We start from the raw sequence: 16,970 nt of genomic DNA on the forward strand, positions 1-16,970 counted from the left end.
CATGGAAGGCATGTCTCCCCGCCGGGCTCCCGTTGATCGCGCTCCCAATCAGAACGATGTCGCCCGTGTCGCGGGTGTTTCAGCGCAAACAGTGTCACGCGTCATGTCTGGACAGAGCAACGTACGCCCAGAGACTGCCCGGAAAGTGCTCAACGCGGTGGAAGATCTCGGTTACCGCGTGCACGCCGCCGCCGCGTCACTCGCCTCCGGCCGCACCCGTATTCTCGGAGTCATCGTGCTGAGCACGAACCGCTATTCGACGGCCGCCCTCGGTGTCGGCATCGAGCGTGTGGCCGCTGACAACAACTTCACCGTGACCACGGCATCCGTCTCAGATCACGCCACGATCGAAGACATCCTGGAGGCATTCGATCGTCTTGAGCGACAGGGCGCCGAGGGCATCATCCTTGGCGTGCCGGTGTCGCTTGACCACCCAGGGATGCGAGCGCGAACAGAACGCACACCCTCGACCCGCAACGTGCGCGTCTCCCCCGAGGAAGACGCCGCATTCGCAGTCGACCAGACCGAGGTCGCACGTCTCGCGGTCGAGCATCTGCTTGATCTCGGCCATGAGACCGTCTGGCATGTCTCGGGTGACGAGTACTGGACAGAAAGCGTTCAGCGCCGCGAGACGTGGGAGCGCGTGCTGCGAGAGCATGGCATCGAGCCTCCGCCCGTCATCCCCGCCGACTGGACCAGCGAATCCGGTTACCGCGCCGGCCGCACGATCGCGGCCATCCCCGGGGCCACTGCGGTCTTCGTGAGCAGCGATGAGATGGCGTTCGGCGTCATCCGTGCCCTGCACGAGGCCGGTCGCCGCGTGCCGGAAGATGTCTCAATCGTGAGCGTCGACGACATCGCGCTGGCGGCCTATGCCTCCCCCGCGCTGACGACGGTTCGGCAGCCATTCGAAGAAGTCGGTGCGGCGGCCGCGCGGCGCGTCATCGCGGAAATCGAAGGCACCGAGCCAGAGGGAGTTGTGCCGCGCGTCGAGCCGACGCTGATTCTGCGCTCTTCCACTGCACCTCCGACGCTGCATCAAGACTGAATCTTGACCGCGGTAAGGCGGGAAGAACAGAGCCTGTGGCCCTCACCCCATCGCGGCACCGATAGCCTGGCGTGATGGGAGACGACGACGAAAGAGCCAGAAAGCGGCTCTCACGTCGTCCGAATCGTGGACTCACCGTCGCAGTGCTCGCGTTCACCGGCCTGGTCTCATCGTTCATGTTCACCCTGGTCGTACCGCTCCAGGCAGAGCTGCCGACGCTGCTGAACGCCTCCCGCGAAGACACCACATGGGTCGTCACGATCACGTTGCTTGTCGCTGCGATTGCCACCCCGATATCGGGGCGCCTAGGCGATATGTACGGCAAGCGCCGCGTCATAGTCGTGCTGATGGCGCTGTTGATCATCGGCTCAGTGATCGCAGCGCTTTCCACCTCCATCATCGGCGTGATCATCGGTCGTGCTTTTCAGGGCGCGGTCACCGGCGTCATTCCACTCGGCATTGCGATCATGCGCGACATCTTGCCATCGAACCGCTTGGGAACCGCGGTCGCACTGATGAGCGCGACCATGGGCGTCGGCGGAGCACTCGGAATGCCGCTTGCGGCCTACCTCGCACTCAACGCCGACTGGCATTCTCTGTTCTGGCTCGCCGCTGGGCTTGGCGTCATCGGACTCGTGCTCGTGATCTTGTACGTCCCGGAGGACGTACTGCTCTCCCCGGGCAGGCTCGACGTTCTTGGCGCCGTCGGGCTCGCAGTCGGTCTCAGCGGTCTGCTGCTGTATGTGTCGCGCGGGGCGGAGTGGGGGTGGACCTCACCGATCGGCCTGGCACTCATCATCGGCGGCGTTCTCGTGATGCTGCTGTGGGGCTGGTATCAGCTACGGACGAAGGACCCGCTGCTTGATCTGCGCGTCGCGGCACGACCCGCAGTGCTGTTCACCAACATCGCCGCGATCGGGATGGGCTTCGCGCTGTTCTCGTCGAACGTGACGTTCCCGCAGATGCTAGAGCTGCCCGTCGAGACTGGCTCCGGCTTCGGACTCGACATGGTCACAGCGGCTTTCATCGTGATGCCAGCTGGCCTCGTCATGATGGTGATCTCACCGCTGTCTGGCTGGTTGGAGCGCACGGTCGGGCCGCGCCCGTTGTTCACCGCCGGCGCCGCCGCGATCGTACTGGCGTACGTCTTCGTGCTGATCTGGTCGACCGAGTGGGTGCACATCCTGATCGCCAACGCGATCATCGGCGTCGGCATCGGCTTCACCTTTGCCGCCATGCCGATGATCATCATGCGCTCGGTGCCCGCCAATGAGACCGGCGCCTCGAACGGGCTCAACGCCCTGTTCCGCTCGGTTGGAACATCCAGCGCCTCAGCCGTCATGGGCGGCGTGCTCGCTTCGATGAGCGTCAAGGTCGACGGGGTATCAATACCGACCCGTGAGGCCTTCGACGTCTGCTTCTGGCTCGCGATCATCGCCGGGGCCGTCGCCCTGGTTCTGTCGCTGTTCATTCCGAAGGCCCCCGCCGTAGAACGCCATCCCTCCCTGCCCTAGCGCCCCTGCCCTCGCGGGTCTAGCGGGTGAAGGGGTCGGGGTCGGTGGGTTGCGGTGGGCGCAGGCGCGCGGGTAGGGGCCACGACAGAATGAACTGCTCGGCGGCATCGCGAGTCATGTCGCCAAAGTCGTCGATCTTCACCACGATGCGCCCTGGAACACCGCCCCGAGCGGGGGTGACCTCGACCATGCGCACGCGCAACGGGCGGGCGGCCTCGCCGTCCAGCATCCACGGGTCTGCCAGCCAGGCAAGACCGTGCGCCTCGAGTGCAACTTCGGCATCCAACCACTCAATCGGTTCGGAAACGGCACGGCCGAGCACGTCGACGGCAACCCAGTCATCTCCCGCGGGGTGAATCCAGCCGAGCAGCTCGCCGTCGTCGCGGCGGTGCGGTGTCCAGTCATCCATCCGATGAGCGTACCTTGCCACTGCCGCCCGGCACGGTTGCTCCGGTAGCGTTCCCGGTATGAGCGAACCGCGGCCAGACGCCGACTCTCCCGCATCAGACACCGGATTCTTCGGCCATCCTCGCGCCCTCGCGCATCTCTTCGGCGTGGAGATGTGGGAGCGGTTCAGCTTCTACGGCATGCAGGGCATCCTGCTCATCTACCTCTACTATTCCGCTGCTGAAGGCGGTCTCGGGATGCCAGAGACGGTCGCCGCCGGCATCGTCGGCGCCTACGGCGGGGCCGTGTACCTGTCGACGATCCTCGGCGCGTGGATTGCAGATCGGATGCTGGGCGCCGAGCGCGTGCTCTTCGTCAGCGCGTTCGTCATCATGGTCGGGCACATCGCCCTTGCTTTGCTACCCGGATTCGTCGGGGTCGGCGTCGGCCTGGTGCTCGTCGCCATCGGCTCCGGCGGATTGAAGGCGACCGCGACAGCCGTCGTCGGCACCCTCTATTCCGAAGGCGACGTCCGCCGCGACGGCGGATTCTCGCTGTTCTACCTCGGCATCAACCTCGGCGCCTTCCTCGGCCCACTCCTCACCGGGCTCCTGCAGACGTCGCTCGGATTCCACTGGGGCTTCGGCCTCGCAGCAGTCGGTATGGCGGCCGGCCTCATTCAGTACTCGTTCGGGCGCCGCGGGCTTCCGGATTCCGCACGCGAAGTGCCCAACCCGCTGCCACGCGGACGCTACCCGATGGTCGCAATCGTCGCCGCTGTCGCGGTGATCGCCATCGTCGTGCTCGTGCTCGTGGGCGTGATCCAGGCCGACAACCTGGCCCTTATCGTCATCATCATCGCCGTCATCGCGACCGTCGCCTACTTCGCGGTCATCCTCTCCAGCCGCCGCATCACCAGCGAGGAGCGCAGTCGCGTCTGGGGCTTCGTGCCGCTGTTCATCACCTCGGTGGCGTTCTGGGCGCTGTACCAGCAGCAATTCACAGTGCTCACCGTCTACTCCGACAAGCGCCTGGACCGGAACCTGTTCGGGTTCGAGATGCCGGTCGTATGGGTGCAGTCGATCAACCCGGTGTTCATCATCGTGCTCTCCGGCGTCTTCGCCTGGCTGTGGACACGGATGGGCGCTCGACAGCCCTCGACGCCGGTGAAGTTCGCGCTCGGGGCGATCATCATGGGCGTGGCGTTCCTGCTGTTCCTGCCGTTCGCAGGCGGGGGCGCGAACTCGACGCCGCTGCTCGCGATTGTCGGCATCCTGTTCGTCTTCACCATCGCCGAGCTGCTGCTCTCGCCGGTCGGCCTGTCAGCGGCGACGAAGCTCGCCCCGCACGCCTTCCGCACCCAGATGGTGGCGCTGTTCTTTCTTTCGGTGTCGCTCGGCACCGCACTGGCGGGGCAGCTCGCGACGTTCTACAACGATGCCGACGAGGTGCCGTACTTCCTCACCCTCGGGCTCATCGCGATCGCGGTCGGCGGCCTGCTGCTCCTCGCCGCCAAGCCGGTGCTGCGCCTGATGAAGGGCGTGCGGTAACTAACTTGCCTCGACAACTGTTCCCGACAGAATGGAGAACATGTCTGCATCCATCACTCGCATGACGCCGAAGCAGTCCCGCGCCTGGCTCGCGCTGATCAGCACGGCTGAACTGCTCCCCGCTGCCTTGGATGCGCAATTGCAGAGCGATGCGCAGCTCACCCATTACGAATTCCTCCTGCTCACCACTCTTCAGCGCAGCGGCGCCATGCGTCTGAGTGATCTTGCGGCAGCCACGAACGCGACGCTCCCGCGCGCATCGAAAGTGGTCAGCCGTCTGCAGCAGCGTGAGCTCGTCGAGCGCCAGGACAGCGAACAAGACCGTCGCAGCGTGCTGCTCAAGATCAGCAAGCAGGGTCGCCGCAGGCTCGTGCTCGCGACTCCCGATCACTTCGCCACAGTGCACCGACTGGTGCTCGATCACCTCAGCCCCGAGCAACTCGATCACTTGGCAGATGCACTCGAGCCCGTCGTGCAGGCGCTTGATCCGCAACGGAAGTTCGGCCCATTCTGAGCACTCGACGTCTCGCGCGTCGTCACCCTTCGTCACGCGAATCGGTCGCAGCACCCGGCGCTGGATAGCATCGCAGTCATGAGCACGATCGCCACCACCACCGCCGGAAGCCTGCCTCGCACCGAGGCCCTCATCGCTGCAAATGCCGCGCGTCCGCTCGCCGACGACGGGTTCACCCTCGAATCCCCGCCCGAGTTCGAGCAGCTCGTCGCGGACGCAGTGACGGATGTCGTCGCACGGCAGCGCGCGGCCGGCATCACTCAGCCCGGCGATGGCGAATTCGGCAAGGCGATGTCGAACCCGCTCGACTACGGTGCCTGGTGGGGCTATTCCTTCCAGCGCGTGAGTGGACTGTCCCTCACCGAAAACAACCTGTTCACGCAGCCGACCGCAGTCTCAACACCCGGCAACATCGAGCTCACCAGCTTCGCCGACCGCCGCGACCGCCAGCTCTTCCCCGCTGTGTACAGTGACCGGCGCTCCGGCGCATCCGAGGGACGCCCTGCCACTGAATTCCCGACCACGACCGCATCCCTCGCCTACACCGGGCAGGATGCTGTCGCCGCCGACATCCGTCACCTGAAGTCCGCGCTGACCGAGGGCGAGCAGGGTTTCCTAACCGCGATTGCGCCCGGCTCGGCTGCCCGCGTGTGGAACGAGCACTACGCCACCCACGACGAGCACCTCTGGGCATGGGCTGAGGTATTGCGCGAGGAGTACAAGGCCATCACCGACGCGGGGCTCATCCTGCAGCTCGATGATCCGTCACTGGCCGAGAACTGGGATCAGATCAACCCCGAGCCCAGCGTCGAGGACTATCTCACGTTCACCGCGAAGAGCGTCGAGGCATTGAACTACGCCATCCAGGGCCTGCCGAAAGAACTCGTCCGTCTGCATCTGTGTTGGGGCTCTTGGCACGGACCGCACGCCACCGACATCGAGCTCTCCAAGATCCTGCCGGCCGTGCTCAAGGCGAACGTCGGCTCGATTTCGTTCGAAGCAGGCAACGTCCGCCATGAGCACGAGTTCGGGGCGTGGGCGGATGCCGCAGTACCCGACGACCTGGTCCTCGTCCCCGGCGTCGTCAGCCACGCGACCAACGTCGTCGAGCACCCTGATCTGGTCGCTCAGCGCATCGAGCGGTACGCGGCGATCGTGGGCCCCGAGCGCGTGATCGCCTCGACCGACTGCGGCCTCGGTGGCCGCGTGCACACCGACATCGCGTGGGCGAAGTTGGAGTCGCTGGGCGAAGGCGCCCGTCGCGTTCGCGTTTGAGGTGCGTCCGGAGTCCGCCCGCGTCTGAGGCGCCCGGCACACCTGCAGGGCCGATGCACACCTGCAGGCCACCCCACCGCCAGATGGCCATGCATCCGTACGATCACCCTGCAAGTGTGCAGACCACCTGCTAGTGGGCGTACTCCATCAACTCGAGCCCGAGTAGCCGGAACGCGTCGTGCACGCGAAGCCGGTGCGCGATGGAGAGGTCATCGAAACAAACGCTCATTGCGTATGCGACCCCGGCGCGGGGCCCGGCGAGCACACCTGCTTCCGCACGAACACCGCGGTCACGCCCGGTCTTGTTGATGAACAGCAGCCCGTGTGGATCGTGCTCGTGCGCGAACGGGTCCAGTCCCGTGGACGCGGCGACCAGGCTCAGGTCGTGATTCAGGCTCAGCCACTCCGAAACCTGTGAGCTGACCGCAGCATCCACAACTTTCGAATTCACCAGGGCTGAGAAGAGTCCGGCAAGCTCGCGTGTCGTGCCAACTGCGACGTGCGGCGCGTCATCCGGACCTCGTTCGTCGCGGAAACGATCAAGCACGGCGGTGCGCCGAAGCCCCAGGGATTCGATTCTGCGGAGCACTCGGTGGTGTCCGACGTGCTGCAGCAGAATGTTCACAGCGACCGGATCCCCGGCACTGGCAGCAAGCACGGCAAGGTCACCGAGGGGCAGCGCCGGCGCCTGCAAATTGCGCCACACTCCCGAGCTTGTGACAGCTTCGGTTGAGGAACGCTCGACGATCTCCAACGCATCCAACGTCCCTGCCTCGAACCCGGCAGCAACTTCGATCAGCAGCGGCACCACACCGAGCCCAGCGATCGGCATCGTCACATGATCGTCACCGGCGAGTACCTCAGCATCGCTGTCGAGGTCAGTGACGTATACAGACACCTCGGCGCCGGTATCAGCCAACTGCTCGAGCGCACGCGTAGTCGCGGTGAATGTCCGTCTGCCGATGGCCGCACGGCGCGGTAGATGTCGGGTGCCGCGTAGAGATCGGCGCAGCATCGCAGGCTCGGGGGGAGTGCCCACGCGTGTTCCTTCCCAGGAAGGTATCTGTCGGGGGGACGCTACTGGGGAGGACGCTCCCCAGCGGCATGGCTATCGTAGCCCCGACCCCGAGCCCACGTCACGCACTATGAAGAACTATCACCAGATCGTCACACGCTGGTCGCTCGGCAGGTGCAGTGCATCCGATTCGGTGACGTCGAACGCCGCATAGAAGGCGTCGATGTTACGGACGATCTGGTTGCAACGAAACTCGTTCGGCGAGTGCGGGTCTATCGTGAGCAGGCGGATGGTCTCGGCATCTCGGCTTTTCTGCTGCCATACCTGCGCCCAGCTGAGCAACAGCCGCTGCACTCCGGTGAGGCCGTCGATGACCGGAGCCTCAGTGCCGCCGAGTGACAACTCGTATGCCTTAAGCGCGATGCTCAGGCCTCCGAGATCACCGATGTTCTCACCGATAGTGAGTGCACCATTGACGTGGTTCTCGTCCGGCAGCCCGACTGGGACGAGCTCGTCGTACTGCGCGATCAGTGCCTTCGTGCGATCCTCGAACGCGGTGCGGTCAGCATCCGTCCACCAGTCGTCGAGCTTGCCTGATCCGTCATAGCGACTGCCCTGGTCATCGAAACCGTGGCCGACCTCGTGGCCGATCACTGCGCCGATGCCACCGTAGTTGGCGGCCGCATCGCGCGCAGCGTCGAAGAACGGATACTGCAGGATCGCCGCGGGGAAGACGATCTCGTTCATCGACGGGTTGTAGTACGCGTTGACCATCTGCGGAGGCATGTGCCATTCATCGCGATCGATGGGCTTGCCGACCTTGTCGACGTTGCGGTCATGCTCGAATATGTTCGCACGACGGACGTTGCCGAACAGATCAGCGGGGTCGATGGCCAGAGACGAGTAGTCGCGCCACACCTCGGGGTGTCCGATCTTCGGAGTGAAGGCGTCCAGCTTGGCGAGCGCCCGTTCGCGAGTTTCGGGGCTCATCCACTCCAGCGTCGTGATGCTCTGTCGATACGCCTCAATGAGGTTTGCCACGAGCTCATCCATCGCTGCCTTCGCCGTCGGCGGGTAGTGCCGCTCGACGTAAACCTTGCCGATCGCCTCGCCGAGGGCGCCCTCGGTGGCCGAGACGCCACGCTTCCAGCGCTCGCGGATCGTGGGCACACCGGTGAGCTCTGTGCCGTAGAACGAGAAGTTCTCCTGCACAAACTCATCGGTAAGGTACGGGGCGGCGGCGTGCACAACCTGCGCGCGTAGCCACGCCTTCCAGTCGTCAAGTCGCTCGGCGGTCAGTAGCGTGCCGAGACCCTCGAAGAAGCTCGGCTGTGAGATGACGACTTCACCAAAGGCACTGGGGTTCGACGGGGCGACCGCGTCACGCCAGGCAGTGAGGTCGATGCCGGCGAGTGCCTGGATCTCGTCCCAGGTCTTCAGGTTGTACGTCGCCACAGCGTCACGGCTGCGCACGTTGTCCCAGTGGTGCGAAGCGAGCTCAGTCTCCACGACGATGGCGCGGTCGGCATCGCCGGCGGCATCCTGGACTCCGGCGAGCGCGAGAAGGCGCTCCAAGTGCGCACGGTAGGCAGCGCGGGTGCCTTCGAAGCTATCGAGACGGAAGTAGCTCTCGTCTGGCAGCGAGAGCCCCGACTGCACGAGGACGGGAAGGTAACGCTCTGGGTTGCCGGGGTCTCCGTCGATGTACAGACCGATCAGGTGTGCGCGCCCGTCACGATCGTATGTGCCCACTGTGCGCAGGAACGCCGGGATGCTGTCGATGGCATCGATCTCGGCAAGTGTCACGGCCAAGGGCTCGATGCCGGCAGCGTTGATGCGCTCGGTGTCCATGAAACTGGCGAACAGGTCGCCGATCTTGCGAGCGAGGGTGCCGCCTTCGGCGTCCTGCGACTCTTCGATGATCGTGCGAACGTCTTTCTCTGCCTGCTCGGCGAGGAGATGGAACGAGCCCCAGCGAGCTTTGTCACCCGGGATCTCAGTCTTCTTGAACCACTCGTTGTTGACGTAGCGATAAAGGTCATCCTGCGGGCGAATGTCGGAGCTGAACTCTTCGGTAGCAAGACCTGCGGGGAGAACATCAGTCATGCGCTCCAGCCTATGCCGGGGCTGCGACATCGTCACGCCCGGCGGAACCAGATTCGCCGACGAGCGGGTTCGGTCTGAAGAGGCGCAGGCCGCACGGCCCGTGCCTCCCTGCGCTCTCGCCAGGCCGCAACCTCGGCATCCACATCGCGAGTGCGCGTCACCACCGGCGGTCCGCCCTGCAACTGGCGGCGAGCGGAGATCACGCGGCTGTTGAAGTCGTCCAAGATCTCGCGTACATCGCTCTCCCGAGACAGCCCATCGAGTTGCCCGTCCAGTTCGCGATCTTCGGTGCGCAGCAGGATCGCAGGCGGACCAAGACCCGACAGATTCTCGGTCTCGATCTTGCGACGGATCCACCAGTCAGGGTCATGATGCGTGCCGAGTCCCTCAATCGGCTTGCCAGCACCCGGAAGATCATCGAATTCGCCGCGGCGGATGGCGATCTGGATCGCGCTCTCCACGAACTCGTGCTGGTTCTGCGCGGTGAGCTGCGACGGAGCTGGCTCTTGCTCGGCATCCGGCTCGCCGTTCTGACGTGCCCGATAGCGGGCTGCAATATCTCGAGGATCAGTCATCGTCCACCTCCGGATGCCGGTTCTTCAACCCTACTTCTGCCTCGCTCCACTGTCACCGCCACGCCATAGGCTTCAGGGATGACCGCGCGCCCTGCATCCCTCAATCGGGACATCCTGCGGCTTGCGGTCCCCGCGCTCGGTGCGCTGGTTGCAGAGCCAGCCTTCCTGATGGTGGATGCTGCGCTCGTCGGTCATCTCGGCACCGTGCCGCTCGCGGGACTCGGTATCGCAAGCGCCGTGCTCCAGACGATCGTCGGATTGATGATCTTCCTCGCGTACTCGACGACACCGGCGGTAGCTCGCCGGTTCGGGGCCGGCGAGCACAAGGACGCCGTCTCCGTCGGCATCGACGGCATGTGGCTGGCTTTGGGACTCGGCGCGGTGCTCTCTGTGGTCGGAGCGCTGTCGTCGCGCTGGCTGGTCTCGCTGTTCGGCGCCTCTGAGGAGGTCGCTGCCCAGGCCGACACGTATCTCGTGATCAGCATGTGGGGGCTGCCGGCGATGCTGATCGTGTTCGCGGCCACCGGCCTGCTTCGAGGGATGCAGGACACCGTGACTCCGCTGTGGATCGCCGGCGCAGGTTTCGGGGCGAACGCACTGCTGAACGCCCTGTTCATCTACGGTTTCGGCTGGGGCATCGCAGGCTCGGCCATCGGTACGGTGACAGCGCAGTGGGGCATGGTCGCCGCGTATGTTGTGATCGTCGGGCGCCTGGCGCGCCGGCATGCGGCATCCGTTCGTCCGCAGCGCGACGGCGTGCGAGGCTCGGCCCGTTCAGGCGGGTGGCTGTTCCTGCGCACGGTGAGCCTGCGCATCGCGCTGCTGATCACGGTGGGAATCGCCACCGGAATCGGCACCGAGGAGCTCGCCGGGTGGCAGGTGATCTTCACAATATTCTCGGCCGCAGCATTCGCTCTGGATGCCCTCGCGATCGCAGCCCAGGCTCTCATCGGGAAGGGGCTCGGCGCCGGGGACATACCCGCTGTGAAGCACGTGCTCGCCCGAACGGTCGCATGGGGCGCGTGGTTCGGCGTGATCGTCGGGCTAGTAATCGCGGCACTGTCGGGGGTGATCGGGCTCGCATTCACCGGGAATCCGGCGCTCGCGGCGCTCATCCAACCTGCGCTGCTCGTGCTCGCCGTGGCGCAGCCCATCGCCGGAATCGTGTTCGTGCTCGACGGCGTACTAATGGGCTCAGGCGACGTGCGCTACCTCGCGCTCGCTGGCGCACTGAACCTCGTGCCTTTCCTACCGGCGCTGTGGATCGTCACGCTCGTGGGGGTCGAAGGCACCGCAGGAGTCACCTGGCTCGCCGTCTGCTTCTTCGGCGTCTACATGCTCGCCCGCTTCGCGACACTGGGCTGGCGCGTGAAGACGGGCGGGTGGCTGAGCGCGTCCGTGTAGGCGACTCAGAGGTCATTCGGCATCGATCGCGACTGACGCTGCCGGCCGGTGCGCGAAGATTGTTGTATGACCACAGCTTGGCCTGGTGACAGCGCGACCGTCGTGCGCTGGGTGCGCGCAGTCATCCAGCACGCGGCTCAGGGTACGAGCGAAGTGGAGCTGAAGGGGCTCGATGACATCAAGGTCACCGCAAGTCTCGCCGGCAACGATCTCGAGCATCTGACGCTGGATGCCACCAGCATGAAGCTGCGGCTCGGATGGGGTGCCGGGGCGCCCGTGCCTCTGCCTCCGCCCGGCGCCGCATCCGAAGCACCTGAACCTAACCCCCTCACCCGGGGATCCGGCCTTGTGAAGACGTTCCGCTTCGCGGCTCGACCGATGCGGATCGAACGAACCCCGCTCCGCATCGACCTGCAGGCCTTCGACATCCCGATCGCCTGGCTGACCTTCACTGAACCCACCGAACCCGATTTTCCCGAGAGCATTCACACGCTCATCCCGGACGGCGACTTGAGCGGGCTGCACGGCACCTTCCACGCGACCGTCGCGACGAAGGATCTGGTTCCACTCATCACCTCCGTCGCACGCCCGATGGTGAAGGAGGCGGGCGGGCACCTCGGTCGCGTGAAGCTCGATCTGACCGACGACGGCGGCGACGGCATCCACGTCACGGCGTATGCCGGACTGCGCTGGAAGTTGCTCATGGCGTCAGCACGCGCCGATGCCCACATCCAAGTGACGCGGGATGCAGTCATCACCGTGCGGGATCTCACGGTCGGGAGCCGCAACCTGTTCGTCAAGGCGGGGTTGCTGTTCGCGCGCAAGCACATCCGCGGGGTCATCGGGCAGACGGTCGACCTCAACGCGATCATCGCCGAAGACGGCACGCCGACACGCCTCCACGATGTGCGCATCGAGACGGGCCATCAGATCGCCGTGTCGGCGCGCTTCTCCTGACCTGTATCGCTCTGCGCTCCCCGGGTTGTCACCGCGAGACTTCCGATGAAGCGACATTCCGCGCCGCCATATCCCGCGTAACCATGCCGGCGGCGTCATCGCTTCGCGCCATCGCGTAGGCCCACGTTGCCAGTGCGAGCAGTGGACCCCAGAGCCAGAAGGGGAAGACCAGGGTCAGCTCGAGAATCTGCGCGAGGCTGCCGTCCCCGATGCTCCCATCCGCCACCGACAGCACCATATCCACGCCACCGGCCGTAAACAAAGCGGCGACGACGGATGCCGGAACGACGACGAGGGAGACCGGCACAGCGCGTCCGCCCAGGCCAGCCATCCATCGTGGGAAGGTCCGGCCCCAGGGCATGATGAGTCCGAGAGTCAGCAGCCCTCCGGCCAGCATCGCCGCACCGAGGCTCAACCCGGTCAGCAGCACCATCGGCTCATCGGCGAGCGCCGCAGCGTCGGGCCCGAGCAACGGCCATGGAGTCAACCAGGTCGCGCGCGCAAAGGCATACGGTACCGCACAGCAAGCCGCGATGACGGTGATCGCCGTCCGGTGCCGCAGCACCCAGCTGGCGAAGGATCCACGGCGTCCGCGTCCGCTGATCGCGGTCCAGACGATGAGGGCTGCGGCGGCGAGCAGGTGGGCTGCCGCGAGCAGGGCTCCCGGCAGGATCTCGCCGAGAGACACGACGATCTCGACGGCCAGTACTGCCCCACGCATGCTCACGATCGCCCACGTCGCGATGCCGGCGAGGGCCGCGACCAGACCCAGCCCCCACCATGGATGCCGACGCACGAACAGCGCCGTCATCGTGACCACTCCGAGCACCACGGCGAGTGCGAAGGTGTAGCCCGCGATGGGGATCATGCCGCCAGGGGCGAGCACGATCATGATGGCGGCGACGATCACTGCTCCTACGCGCAGCGTGGAGGACGGCGCGAGCATGCGCGCCGTGTACCCGAGCACTCCGACCGCGACTCCCGCGAGACCGGCGGCGAGGCCGATCGCCGCGCACACGGCGTCGGGCAGTATTCGGCCCGCCAGCCCCGGGCCCAGCGCTTCGATCCAGGGGACGGAAGCTGGGGCGATCAGACGGAGCCCAGCGACGACTGCCAGCGCCGCCGAGCTGATTACGATGACGAGCGTCAGTATCAAACGGTTTCGTTTAGTCATGGTCTTCACGCTATGAATCCGGCAGGCCCGTCGACATCGCCCGGCACGGTGATCTCCCTCACCCGCGCGGGTGAGGTTGCAACGCGAGATGCGGTCAGGCGCCAGGGCGCAGGACGCCCTGCTCGTAGGCCCAGATGACGACGTGAATGCGGTCGGGAAGACACAGTTTCGCGAGAACTGCTTTCACATGCGTTTTGACGGTGTTCTCGGAGAGGAAGAGGCGACGGGCGATGTCGTCATTGGATGCCCCGGTCGCCAGCAGCCGGGCCACATCCTGCTCGCGTGGGCTGAGGATGTCGAGGGCCGCTGCAGCGCTGGCCACCGGAGAGCCCGTCCTCACGAATCCGAGGAGGGCCTGCGTCGCGCTCGGCGACATCACCGGTTCACCCGCGGCGACCGCGACGATGGCATTCGCGAGCGCTGCGGGAGTGACGTCCTTCGTCAGGAATCCGCTCGCGCCCTCGCGCACAGCGCCGAACACGTACTCGTCGAGATCGAAGGTGGTCAGCACGAGCACCCGCACTTGCGGACGTTGCCGCAGGACTTCCCTCGTCGCAGCGATGCCGTCTGTTCCCGGCATCCTGATGTCCATAAGGATGACGTCGACGGCGTGCGCGCGCACGAACTCGACCGCCTCGTCACCGGATGCCACTGAAGCGACAACGTCCAGCCGTTCGTCACGCGCGAGCATCGCAGCGACGGGTTCCCGAAACAGCGCCTGATCATCGGCGAGCAGCACGCGGATGCTCATGACTGCAGCTCCTGCCCGGCGACACGTGTGTACGGCAGCTCGATCCGGACGGCCCAGCCCGCTGCATCCATCGACCCCACGGTCAGCGTCCCGCCGGCGCTGCGCACCCGTTCGACCATCCCGATCAGGCCGACGCCGGTGCCAGGGCTGTTCGCGGCCGCCCCGGAACCGCCATCATCGACGACGGTGGTCACGATGCACTGCGCGTCCCACTGCATCCGCACGTCGACGCGCCGGGGAGGCATGGTGTGCCGGATCGCATTGGTGAGCGCCTCGCGCACGGCGTGATGAAGTGCGATCCGCGCGGCAGGATCGAGCGGATGCCGCAGGCCAACTTCGACGAGCGACACATCGGTCTCGACGCTGCGCGCGCTGTGGACGGACTGGGAGATCGCGTCGAGGTCGGGGACGGGCTCACGCGGTGCATCCGCTCCGGTCGCGACGATCCCTCGCATGCCGCGAAGCGCCTCGCGCCCGGTGTCGGCAACGATCGACATCGCTCTGGCACCCTCCTCTGGGTCATCGTGGATGACGGCACGGGCCGCCTCAGCCTGCGCAATCATCACTGTCATCGAGTGGGCGACGACATCGTGCAGGTCACGGTTGATCCGCATCCGCTCCTCGGTGATCGCCTGTTGCACGCGTACTCGAGCACGGTCATCCGCCTGTTCGCGGCGTACCTTCTGCAGAGCTCCGACCGCCCAGGCCGCGGCGACGAGCGCGACAAGCCCGACGAAGGTGCCCCATCGCACCTGCACGTCCAGCGAGGCAGCCGGAGTCAGGGCGATGATGATCGCGCCGAGAACGCCCACGGCGAGCGCGGCGATGCCGAGCCGACGCTCGCGCGTCGCTGTCACCTGCGCGAGGCAGAGGAGATAAGCGAATGACGAGGGGTACACGGCCGCCGGGATGTCGGCACCACCGGGCAGCAGGGCAAGCGCCAGCATGACAGCGCTGGCACCGATGAACGACGCGACGGGGAATCGGATCGCCGCGAGTGAAAGTGCGTGCAGCAGAGCGAACAGCACAGCCAGCGCAACCACGACGGGAGTGGATGCGCGAACGTCTGTCTGCACGACGGCCAGCAAGCTCGTCGGCAGGAGCACGACTGTGAGGCCGGCGGCGAGCATCACGTCGGGTCTGCCGATGGCTCGCCACCCGCCGGGGCTCCTCATCTCACCTGCAGGCACGGCCCCATGCTGTCATAGGCGCGGCGGCCGCGGATCACTCGCGTGGGTGAACCTGGCAGGTCAATTCGCGTAGCGGCGGCACCACTCGTACATGATCACGGCGCCTGCGGCGCTCGCGTTGATGGAGCGCGTGGAGCCGTACTGAGTGATCTCGATGTGTCCGGATGCCGCGGCGATCGCCTCATCCGTCAGCCCCGGCCCTTCCTGGCCGAACAGCAGCACGCACCGCTCCGGAAGATCCGCCCGGTCGACGGGGATTGCGCCGTCGACGTTGTCGACCGCGATGATCGGAATACCTTCTGTGTCGGCCCATGCGGCGAAGCTGGCGACATCCTCATGGTGGACGACGTGCTGGTAGCGGTCGGTGACCATGGCCCCGCGCTTGTTCCACCGGCGACGGCCGATGATGTGCACGGTGTCGGCGAGAAACGCGTTGGCGCTGCGCACGATGGAGCCGATGTTCATGTCGTGCTGCCAGTTCTCGATGGCGACATGGAACGGATGCCGGTGGGTGTCGAGGTCTGCGACGATCGATTCCATACGCCAGTAGCGGTAGCGATCGATGACGTTGCGGGTGTCGCCGTTCTCCAGCAGTTCAGGGTCGTATTGGTCACCCTCAGGCCACTCACCGTCCCAGGGCCCGAGGCCGTGGGTGCTGCGCTCAGGAGTCTCGGTCACTGTGTCAGCGTAGTCCGGGCCAGCGTAGTCCGGGCCAGCGTAGTCCGGAGGCAGCGGATCCGGTGCCAGCGTAGTCTGGAGCCGTGGCATCTCCGGCAGCAGACGACTACCTGAAGACGGTGTACGCGCATACCGAGTGGCAGGATGCGCCGATTACTCCGTCGGTGCTCGCGGCGAAGCTCGGCATCGCGCCGTCAAGCGTGACCGAGATGGTGAAGAAGCTCGCAGCCACTGGGCTCGTCTCGCACGTGCCATACGGCGCAGTGCGATTGACGGATGCCGGCACACAGCGCGCCCTCGCAATCGTGCGTCGCCACCGCCTGATCGAGACCTGGCTCGTGCGGGAGTTCGGTTACGCGTGGGATGAGGTGCACGACGAGGCCGAGGTTCTCGAGCACACCATCAGTGACCGACTGCTGGAGGGTATCGACGAGCGCCTGGGTCGGCCCCGCTTCGATCCACACGGGGACGCCATTCCGGATGCGGCGGGCGACGTCGTTCGCGAGCCGTTCGTGCTGCTGGCCGACGCGGCGCTCGGTCATGAGGGGCGCGTACTGCGCGTTGCCGACACCGACGCAGAGCTGTTGCGTGCGCTCGAAGCACTCGGGCTTGCGGTCTCCTCCTCGGTGCGTGTGACCACGGATGGCATCGAGCTCGACGGTGCATCCGCGGCGCTGCCGGACGGGGCATTCGAGATCGTCTGGCTCAGCGCGTAGCATCCGGGCGCCACTTGTTCTCCACATCGCGCGCATTCTCTGCTTTGTCCACCGATCACGGAACCGCTAATCCCCGGGCATAAATCGGTTGTATTGTCGGTGGCGAACCGCCCGCG

At 65.9% G+C, this 16,970-nt stretch carries 16 protein-coding genes; 8 read left to right on the forward strand and 8 right to left on the reverse strand.

Features of this window, described 5'->3' with window-relative positions:
* Nucleotides 1–10 precede the first annotated feature (10 nt).
* On the forward strand, nucleotides 11–1,048 hold the full coding sequence (locus tag AC1C2O_RS11210; protein ID WP_495430513.1) for a LacI family DNA-binding transcriptional regulator: 1,038 nt from the start codon (nucleotides 11–13) through the stop codon (nucleotides 1,046–1,048).
* 74 nt (nucleotides 1,049–1,122) lie between these two features.
* Entirely contained in the window at nucleotides 1,123–2,562 is a 1,440-nt protein-coding gene (locus AC1C2O_RS11215) for an MFS transporter (RefSeq protein WP_495430514.1), read from the forward strand.
* A gap of 19 nt (nucleotides 2,563–2,581) precedes the next feature.
* Here AC1C2O_RS11215 and AC1C2O_RS11220 read toward each other — a convergent pair whose 3' ends face one another.
* The gene (locus tag AC1C2O_RS11220) at nucleotides 2,582–2,971 is read right to left on the reverse strand and encodes a hypothetical protein (RefSeq protein WP_495430515.1); all 390 of its coding nucleotides are present in this window, start codon (nucleotides 2,969–2,971) and stop codon (nucleotides 2,582–2,584) included.
* Between the two features lie 58 nt (nucleotides 2,972–3,029).
* Here AC1C2O_RS11220 and AC1C2O_RS11225 point away from each other — a divergent pair, with 58 nt between their 5' ends.
* The 3 genes from AC1C2O_RS11225 to AC1C2O_RS11235 all read left to right on the forward strand — a co-directional run bounded on the left by AC1C2O_RS11225 (nucleotide 3,030) and on the right by AC1C2O_RS11235 (nucleotide 6,288).
* Nucleotides 3,030–4,499, forward strand: coding sequence for a peptide MFS transporter (locus tag AC1C2O_RS11225; protein ID WP_495430516.1), 1,470 nt, complete (start codon nucleotides 3,030–3,032; stop codon nucleotides 4,497–4,499).
* Between the two features lie 40 nt (nucleotides 4,500–4,539).
* Complete coding sequence (locus AC1C2O_RS11230) at nucleotides 4,540–5,013, forward strand: MarR family winged helix-turn-helix transcriptional regulator (protein WP_495430517.1); 474 nt, start codon at nucleotides 4,540–4,542, stop codon at nucleotides 5,011–5,013.
* Nucleotides 5,014–5,091: 78 nt separating this feature from the next.
* The gene (locus tag AC1C2O_RS11235) at nucleotides 5,092–6,288 is read left to right on the forward strand and encodes a cobalamin-independent methionine synthase II family protein (protein ID WP_495430518.1); all 1,197 of its coding nucleotides are present in this window, start codon (nucleotides 5,092–5,094) and stop codon (nucleotides 6,286–6,288) included.
* 130 nt (nucleotides 6,289–6,418) lie between these two features.
* On the opposite strand, the gene AC1C2O_RS11240 is transcribed toward AC1C2O_RS11235, so the two are convergent.
* From AC1C2O_RS11240 to AC1C2O_RS11250, 3 genes are all read right to left on the reverse strand, one after another.
* Nucleotides 6,419–7,303 carry a serine hydrolase gene (locus AC1C2O_RS11240; protein ID WP_495431728.1) on the reverse strand — a complete coding sequence of 295 codons (885 nt, stop codon included), beginning with the start codon at nucleotides 7,301–7,303 and terminating at the stop codon, nucleotides 6,419–6,421.
* Between the two features lie 141 nt (nucleotides 7,304–7,444).
* Nucleotides 7,445–9,409 (reverse strand): M13 family metallopeptidase, encoded by a 1,965-nt coding sequence (locus tag AC1C2O_RS11245; RefSeq protein WP_495430519.1) that lies wholly within the window; start codon nucleotides 9,407–9,409, stop codon nucleotides 7,445–7,447.
* Between the two features lie 32 nt (nucleotides 9,410–9,441).
* A complete protein-coding gene (locus AC1C2O_RS11250) occupies nucleotides 9,442–9,984 on the reverse strand; it encodes a DnaJ family domain-containing protein (protein WP_495430520.1) in 543 nt (180 codons plus the stop codon).
* Nucleotides 9,985–10,062: 78 nt separating this feature from the next.
* Between AC1C2O_RS11250 and AC1C2O_RS11255 the strand changes: the two genes are divergently transcribed.
* Together AC1C2O_RS11255 and AC1C2O_RS11260 are read left to right on the forward strand one after the other, a co-directional pair.
* Nucleotides 10,063–11,388, forward strand: coding sequence for an MATE family efflux transporter (locus AC1C2O_RS11255; protein ID WP_495430521.1), 1,326 nt, complete (start codon nucleotides 10,063–10,065; stop codon nucleotides 11,386–11,388).
* Nucleotides 11,389–11,454: 66 nt separating this feature from the next.
* Nucleotides 11,455–12,345: a hypothetical protein gene (locus AC1C2O_RS11260; protein WP_495430522.1), complete on the forward strand. Its 891-nt coding sequence runs from the start codon at nucleotides 11,455–11,457 to the stop codon at nucleotides 12,343–12,345.
* 28 nt (nucleotides 12,346–12,373) lie between these two features.
* Here the strand turns inward: AC1C2O_RS11260 and AC1C2O_RS11265 are convergent, their stop codons facing one another.
* The 4 genes from AC1C2O_RS11265 to AC1C2O_RS11280 all read right to left on the reverse strand — a co-directional run bounded on the left by AC1C2O_RS11265 (nucleotide 12,374) and on the right by AC1C2O_RS11280 (nucleotide 16,228).
* Nucleotides 12,374–13,519 (reverse strand): hypothetical protein, encoded by a 1,146-nt coding sequence (locus AC1C2O_RS11265; protein WP_495430523.1) that lies wholly within the window; start codon nucleotides 13,517–13,519, stop codon nucleotides 12,374–12,376.
* Nucleotides 13,520–13,613: 94 nt separating this feature from the next.
* Nucleotides 13,614–14,270, reverse strand: coding sequence for a response regulator (locus AC1C2O_RS11270; RefSeq protein WP_495430524.1), 657 nt, complete (start codon nucleotides 14,268–14,270; stop codon nucleotides 13,614–13,616).
* Complete coding sequence (locus tag AC1C2O_RS11275; RefSeq protein ID WP_495430525.1) at nucleotides 14,267–15,460, reverse strand: sensor histidine kinase; 1,194 nt, start codon at nucleotides 15,458–15,460, stop codon at nucleotides 14,267–14,269. The genes AC1C2O_RS11270 and AC1C2O_RS11275 overlap by 4 nt, the downstream gene beginning before the upstream one ends.
* Before the next feature lie 60 nt (nucleotides 15,461–15,520).
* Nucleotides 15,521–16,228, reverse strand: a complete 708-nt coding sequence (locus tag AC1C2O_RS11280; protein WP_495430526.1) for a TrmH family RNA methyltransferase — start codon at nucleotides 16,226–16,228, stop codon at nucleotides 15,521–15,523.
* On the opposite strand from AC1C2O_RS11280, the gene AC1C2O_RS11285 reads away from it, so the two are divergent.
* Nucleotides 16,222–16,854 carry a metal-dependent transcriptional regulator gene (locus AC1C2O_RS11285; RefSeq protein WP_495430527.1) on the forward strand — a complete coding sequence of 211 codons (633 nt, stop codon included), beginning with the start codon at nucleotides 16,222–16,224 and terminating at the stop codon, nucleotides 16,852–16,854. The genes AC1C2O_RS11280 and AC1C2O_RS11285 overlap by 7 nt on opposite strands.
* Nucleotides 16,855–16,970: the final 116 nt, after the last annotated feature.

This window comes from Microbacterium sp. Y355, assembly GCF_059445345.1.